8 protein-coding genes are annotated in these 6,888 nt (G+C 63.0%); 4 read left to right on the top strand and 4 right to left on the bottom strand.

Annotation, left to right across the window (positions count from 1 at the left end; genetic code table 11):
• The 4 genes from ACEW8G_RS15865 to ACEW8G_RS15850 form a co-directional block, all read left to right on the top strand.
• Positions 1–744 (top strand): PhoH family protein (locus ACEW8G_RS15865; protein WP_373489365.1); only part of this gene is annotated, 744 nt, incomplete at its 5' end.
• An 81-nt stretch (positions 745–825) separates the two neighbouring features.
• Positions 826–1,332, top strand: a complete 507-nt coding sequence (gene ybeY, locus ACEW8G_RS15860) for an rRNA maturation RNase YbeY (RefSeq protein ID WP_373489364.1) — start codon at positions 826–828, stop codon at positions 1,330–1,332.
• Between the two features lie 49 nt (positions 1,333–1,381).
• Positions 1,382–2,311, top strand: a complete 930-nt coding sequence (locus ACEW8G_RS15855) for a hemolysin family protein (protein ID WP_373489363.1) — start codon at positions 1,382–1,384, stop codon at positions 2,309–2,311.
• An 89-nt stretch (positions 2,312–2,400) separates the two neighbouring features.
• Positions 2,401–3,582 (top strand): glycosyltransferase family 4 protein, encoded by a 1,182-nt coding sequence (locus tag ACEW8G_RS15850; RefSeq protein WP_373489362.1) that lies wholly within the window; start codon positions 2,401–2,403, stop codon positions 3,580–3,582.
• A 13-nt stretch (positions 3,583–3,595) separates the two neighbouring features.
• On the opposite strand, the gene ACEW8G_RS15845 is transcribed toward ACEW8G_RS15850, so the two are convergent.
• The 4 genes from ACEW8G_RS15845 to ACEW8G_RS15830 form a co-directional block, all read right to left on the bottom strand.
• On the bottom strand, positions 3,596–3,955 hold the full coding sequence (locus ACEW8G_RS15845; protein WP_373489361.1) for a HesB/IscA family protein: 360 nt from the start codon (positions 3,953–3,955) through the stop codon (positions 3,596–3,598).
• A 193-nt stretch (positions 3,956–4,148) separates the two neighbouring features.
• On the bottom strand, positions 4,149–4,673 hold the full coding sequence (locus ACEW8G_RS15840; RefSeq protein ID WP_373489360.1) for an SUF system Fe-S cluster assembly protein: 525 nt from the start codon (positions 4,671–4,673) through the stop codon (positions 4,149–4,151).
• A 5-nt stretch (positions 4,674–4,678) separates the two neighbouring features.
• The gene (locus tag ACEW8G_RS15835) at positions 4,679–5,974 is read right to left on the bottom strand and encodes a SufS family cysteine desulfurase (RefSeq protein WP_373489359.1); all 1,296 of its coding nucleotides are present in this window, start codon (positions 5,972–5,974) and stop codon (positions 4,679–4,681) included.
• 202 nt (positions 5,975–6,176) lie between these two features.
• Positions 6,177–6,888 (bottom strand): SufD family Fe-S cluster assembly protein (locus ACEW8G_RS15830; RefSeq protein WP_373489358.1); only part of this gene is annotated, 712 nt, incomplete at its 5' end.

The following is a 6,888-nucleotide window of genomic DNA, read 5'->3' as shown; positions in this document are numbered from 1 at the left end:
GAAGGCGCGCTGGAGGCGCTGATCAGCATGTCGGCCGAACCCACGCTGGAAGGCATCGTCCAGCACGATGTGGCAGAGCTGCCCGCCGTCATGATCCGCACCCGCAAGAAGACCATCGTGCCGCGTTCGCAGACGCAGACGATCTATATGCATGCGCTCGCCCGCGATGACATCATCTTCGCGCTGGGCCCAGCGGGTACCGGCAAGACCTATCTGGCGGTGGCGCAGGCGGTGAGCCAGCTGATCACCGGTTCTGTCCAGCGGTTGATCCTGTCGCGCCCGGCGGTGGAAGCCGGCGAACGGCTGGGCTTTCTGCCCGGCGACATGAAAGAAAAGGTCGATCCGTATCTGCGCCCGCTTTACGATGCGCTCTACGATACCTTGCCCGCCGAACAGGTCGAACGGCGCATTGCCAGCGGCGAGATCGAGATCGCGCCTTTGGCCTTCATGCGCGGGCGAACGCTGGCGGACAGCTTCATCATCCTCGATGAAGCGCAGAACACCACGCCTGCGCAGATGAAAATGTTCCTTACCCGCTTCGGCATGAACAGCCGGATGGTGATCTGCGGAGACCCCAAACAGGTCGATCTGCCCGGTGGCGTCGGCGCGTCGGGCCTGGCCGATGCGGTGGGCCGGCTGGAAGGCGTGCAGGGCATGGGCACCGTCCGCTTCACCGCCGCCGACGTCGTCCGCCACCCGATCGTCGGGCGGATCGTCGAGGCCTATGAGGGCAAGGATGCTTGAGGGCTGCGGGCATTCGCCCTGCTTTGTCTCCCAATCTCTCCACTGTGCGCTTAAAAGCTTAATGCGCATGACATCATCCCCATGATCGACACCGAAGTTTCGACCGCCTCCGAATGGCCGGCGGATACCGATTGGCAGGCGCTGGTCTCCAACGCAGTCACCGCCGCGCTTGGCGTCAGCCCGCAGGGCAGCCTGGTCACCGCGCCGTTCGCCGTCTCGGTCAGCGTCCATCTGGGCAGCGATGCCGAGGTGCAGGCGCTCAACCGCGATTACCGGGACAAGGACCAGCCCACCAATGTGCTGTCGTTTCCGATGGTCGATCTCGATCTATTGCCCGCGCTGGCCAACACCGATGCCAAGAACGGGGGGGGCGAGGTGTTGCTCGGCGACATCATGCTGGCGTATGAGACCTGCGCGCGCGAGGCGGCGGACAAGAGCATTGCCCTTGCTGATCACGCGGTGCATCTGACCATCCACGGCACGCTGCATCTGGTCGGCTATGACCATGGCAACGATGCCGAGGCCGAACATATGGAAGCGCTTGAGGTGAAAGCGCTTGCCAAGCTGGGCATCGACAATCCATATTAGACGGTAATTGGGCATTCAACGACAGCGCGAGGTTAAGATACAGCCAGTCATGGCAGACGCAGACAGTATGAGCGGCAGTAAATCTGCCGCAAGTGATGAGGGAACAGGACGAATTTGGCGGGGTCTGAAGGCCCTGCTGTTCGGAGACAATCACGACCAGTCGCTGCGTGCCCAACTCGAAGAGGCAATCGACGAGCACGAGGATGACGATGACGCCGACGGCAAGGGCTCGAACGGCGACCTGTCGCGTGTCGAGCGCGAGATGCTGCGCAACCTGCTGCATTTCAGCGAACATGATGTTGATGACGTGGCGGTGCCGCGCAGCGATATCATCGCCATCGACAGGCAGGCGAGCTTCGATGCGCTGGTGCAGATTTTTGCCGAGCACGGCCACAGCCGGGTGCCGGTGTATGATGGATCGCTCGACCACATCGTCGGCATGGTCCACATCAAGGACGTGTTCACCATCATCGCGCAGGATGGCCCGCGCCCCGAAATGTGGGATAATCTGATTCGCCAGCCGCGTTTTGTGCCGGAAACCATGGGCGTGCTCGATCTGCTCGCCGAAATGCGCCAGACACGCACCCATCTGGCGATCGTGATCGATGAATATTCGGGCACCGAAGGGTTGGTGACCATCGAGGATCTGGTTGAGGAGATCGTCGGCGATATCGAGGACGAGCACGACGATGCGCCCGAATCCTTGCTGGTGCAGGGAGCAGATGGCAGCTGGGATGCCGATGCCCGCGCCGAACTGGACGATGTCGCCAAGCTGATCGACACCGCCTTTGGCGAGGTGGAGGAAGATGTCGATACGTTGGGCGGGCTGGCATTCATTCTGGCGGGCGAAGTCCCCGAAACTGGGCGGGTGCTCGCGCATGAAAGCGGCTGGCAACTGGAAATCATCGATGGCGACGAACGACGGGTAACGCGCATCCGGCTGCTGCCGCCGGCTGACCCGGTGCTCGCCGTCGATTAACGGCATGCTTGTTTGGGCGTAAACGCCATGTCTGTTTGGGCGTAAACGCCATAGCTATTTGGATGGTGACCGCCTAAACCGCCGCCACCATGCAGATTTCAGACCTTCGTATTGCGCTGTTCAGCGGCAACTACAATTATGTGCGTGACGGGGCGAATCAGGCGCTGAACCGGCTCGTCGGCTGGCTGCTCGACAATAAAGCGCAGGTGAGAATCTACTCGCCCACCGTCGGAAGCCCGGCGTTCGAGGCGACCGGCGACCTGATCAGCGTGCCGTCCTTCGCCATTCCCGGGCGTCCGGAATATCGCGCCACCACGTTCCTGCCGCCACGGGTAAAAAAAGACCTCAACGCCTTTGCGCCCAATATTGTCCACATTTCCAGCCCCGACAGCGCCGGGCACAGCGCAGTGCGCTGGGCCAAGCGGCATGATGTCGCGCTGATCGCCTCGGTTCACACGCGGTTTGAAACCTATCCGCGTTATTACAACATGGCGTTTCTTGAGCCATTGCTCGAGGCCTATCTGCGCCGCCTGTACCGCAGGTGCGACGCGATCGTCGCGCCATCAGATTCGATGGCGCAGGTGCTGCGCGAACAGCGGATGAGCTATGACGTCGGCATCTGGTCGCGCGGGGTCGACAGGACGATTTTCAGCCCGCAGGCGCGCGACATAGACTGGCGGCGCGGGCTGGGGTTGGCCAATGACGTGCCGGTGATCGGCTTTCTTGGGCGGCTGGTGATGGAAAAGGGTCTTGACGTCTTTTCGGATTCGATCGACCGGATGGTGCGCCGCCAGATAGCGCATCAGGTTCTGATCGTAGGCGAGGGTCCGGCGCGCGACTGGTTTGAATCGCGGCTGCCCAATGCGGTGTTCGCAGGCTTTCAGGGCGGGGCCGACCTTGGTCGCGCGGTCGCCAGCATGGATGTGTTTTTCAACCCGTCGATCACCGAGACCTTTGGCAATGTGACGCTTGAGGCGATGGCGTGCGGCCTGCCGGTGGTCGCGGCGCGCGCGACCGGCAGCGAAAGCCTGGTCGAACATGGCGTCACCGGCAATCTGGTCCGCCCCGGTGCCACGGTCGAGTTCGCCGATGCGCTGCAGACCTATTGCGCCGACCCGGCGCTGCGCGCGCTGCATGGCGCAGCCGGGGTCAGGCGCAGCGAAAAATACAGCTGGGACCGCATCAACCGGGGCTTGGCCGAAACCTATATCCGCCTCATCCGCCAGCGGCAGGCAGGCAAGGGCGGAGTGCCCTATCGCGCGATCCGGTGAGCGCGCGCGCCGATCAGACCGTGAAGCTCTCGCCGCAACCGCAGCTGCCCTTGGCATTGGGATTGTTGAACACGAAACCAGCGGTGAAATCATCTTCCACCCAGTCCATCGTCGATCCGATCAGATACAGCACTGAACCGCCATCGACGTAAAACACCCCGCCCGGGGTCTCGATCTTCTCGTCAAACTTCACTTCCTCGGTGACATAATCGACCGAATAGGCCAGCCCCGAGCAGCCCCGGCGCGGGGTGGACAGCTTGACGCCAATTGCATCCACAGGCGCCTGCGCCATCAGATACGCGATCCGCGCTTCAGCAGAAGGCGTCAGGTTCAGTGCGGCAGGCCGGGCGCGGGTGGTGGTCGTGGTCGTCATCGGTTCGGTCCTCAATTTACCCCTCTTCCTCGATGGGAGAGGGCTGCGCAGACTTATGAGCGCAGCGAATTAGTCGAAGCTGGGTGAGGGTGACAGCAGCGGCTGCGCAATATCGCTCACCCTCATCCAACTGCGCCTAGTCGGCTCACGCCGCCAAGGCTTCGTATCCTTCTCCCATCGAGGGAGAAGGTGTTTACAACATCCCCAGTTCCAGCTTGGCCTCGTCGCTCATCTTGCCGGGGTCCCAAGGCGGGTCCCAGACCAGATTGACTTCGGCAAAGCCGACGCCGGGAACAGACCCCACCTGCATTTCAATCTCGCCGGGCATCGATTCGGCCACCGGGCAGTTGGGCGTGGTCAATGTCATGCTGACGACCGCGTGGCCATCCTCGCTCACCTCGACCCCGTAGATCAGCCCAAGATCATAGATATTGACCGGGATTTCAGGGTCATAAATGCTTTTGAGCGTTTCGATGATCGCGTCATACACCGCGCCTCCGGGTTGATCAGCAGCGATCTCGGGTGGCTGTTCGGCCAGAAACCCCGCGAGGTAATCGCGCTTGCGGCGATAGCGTTCGCCCGCGCTTTCCGGGCCGGTCGTGTCGATCGCATGATCGACGCGCATCTGGGGCGTGTCGATGGCGCTGTCGACGCGCGCCTTGGGCGGTTTTGCTACCGCATCCACCTGTTCGACCATGATCTTTCCCGTCTCGTCCATTGCCCTCACCCAAAAATCCTGCGCACCCGGTCAAGCCCGCGCACGAGTGCATCGACATCGTCAAGCGTGTTGTAAACGCCAAAGCTTGCCCGCGCGGTAGCGGGCACACCCAGATGATCCATCAGCGGTTGTGCGCAATGATGCCCGGCGCGGATTGCGACATTGCCTTCATCCAATATGGTGCCGATGTCGTGCGGATGCACCCCTTCGAGTGCAAACGACAGAATACCGGCGCTCGCGCGCGGCCCGAACACGGTAAGTGCATTGATCCCCGCCAGCGCCTCCTGCGCCGCCTCGACCAGTTCAGTTTCGTGCGCGTGGATTGCCTCAACGCCGATACCGGTGACATAATCGATCGCCGCAGCAAGCCCGACCGCGCCCGCGATATGCGGGGTGCCTGCCTCAAACCGCTGCGGCGGCGGGGCGTAGGTGGTGCGCGCAAAGGTCACCCGGTCGATCATCGCACCGCCGCCCTGCCACGGCGGCATCGCGTCCAGCAGACCAGCCCGCCCCCACAGCACGCCGATCCCGGTGGGGCCATAGAGCTTGTGCGCGCTGTAGACATAGAAATCGCAATCGAGCGCAGCGATATCGACCGCCAGGCGCGGCACCGCCTGACAACCATCGAGCAGCAGCAGCGCCCCGACATTGTGCGCCAGATCCGCCGCGCGCCGCGCATCGAGCACGCTGCCCAGCACGTTGGAGACATGCGCCAGCGCGACCATCTTGTGGCGCGCCGTGAGCATCGCGGCCATTACATCGAGATCGATCTGGCCGTCATAGGTGAGCGGCGCAACATCGATAACGGCGCCGGTGCGTTCGGCCACCAGCTGCCACGGCACGATGTTGCTGTGATGCTCGAGCTGGCTCAGCATGATGCGGTCGCCGGGCTTCAGGTTCGTGATACCCCAGCTGTGCGCGACAAGGTTGATGCCTTCAGTGGCGCCGCGCGTAAACACGGTCTCATCCTCACGCCCACCAATAAACGCTGCCGCCTTGCGCCGCGCATCCTCATAAGCGCGCGTCATATCCGCCGAGCGCGCATAAACGCCGCGGTGCACGGTCGCGTAATCGCGGCCATAAGCGCGTGCGATGGCGTCGATGACCGCGTGCGGCTTTTGCGCGGTCGCTGCGGTATCGAGATAATGCCACGGATCGCCATTGGCCGTGACGAGGCCGGGGAAATCCGCGCGGTGATTGAGCAATTGTACCCCGTCCCGCTCAGGCAGAGCCTGTCGAAGCCCCTTCACAGACCCTTCGACAAGCTCAGGGTGAGCGGATGTCAGCATGTGATCGCTCATAACCCCTCTCCCCCCCGAGGGAGAGGGGTGCGCAGACTTGGCAGCGTGCTGCCTAGTCGAAGCTGGGAGAGGGGGAGGCGAGGGCAAACTGCCGCCAGCCATGGCGCACTCACCCTCATCCAACTGCGCCTAGCCTCGCTGCGCTTGGCAAGGCTTAGTATCCTTCTCCCATCGAGGGAGAAGGTTTGGGTTGCGCCGATCCTCACGCCAAAGCCTCCAGCGCAGCCAGCGCCCGCGCCTCAATCGCCTCGCGCGTCGCATCGTCGCCCAGCGAGACAAATGCATCGGCAATGAACGCCTGCAGCATCAGCTTGCGCGCCAGCTGCGGCGGAATCCCGCGCGCCGCCATGTAGAACAGCGCACCCTTGTCGAGTTCGCCCACCGTCGCGCCGTGCGCACATTTCACATCGTCGGCGTAGATTTCCAGCTCAGGCTTGGCGTTCGCGGTCGCGGTGCGGTCGAGCAACATCGCCTTTACCGACTGCGCCGCGTCAGTCCCCTGTGCGTGGCGCGCGACCGCAACCTTGCCGAGGAACGATCCGGTCGCATGTCCCGCAAGCACCTTGCGCACCACCTGATTGCTGGTGGCGTTGGGGTGGTTGTGATTGACCTGGGTGACGATTTCGAGCGTCTGGTCGGCGTTGCCCAGAATCGCCCCGCCCATCTCAAAATGCGCGCCCTCGTGCAGCGTCACGTTGATGCTCATCCGCCCGTAATCGGCGTCCGCGCACAACAGATGCAGTTCAAACCGCGCGCCTGCTTCAATCGTCACGTCAATGTCAACAATCGACACGCCCGACAGCGCCACCGGCAGCACGATAGCCCGCGCCAGCGTCTCGCCCGCAGGCACGACAATCCGCTCGGCCCCCTGCGGCACATCACCCCAGACCCGCGCCAGCGCATCGAGATCGGCA

Source organism: Blastomonas sp. (genome assembly GCF_041747255.1).
Lineage (GTDB): Bacteria > Pseudomonadota > Alphaproteobacteria > Sphingomonadales > Sphingomonadaceae > Blastomonas.
Note: the sequence above shows the minus strand (reverse complement) of the source record. Positions and strands in the feature narration are given on the sequence as shown.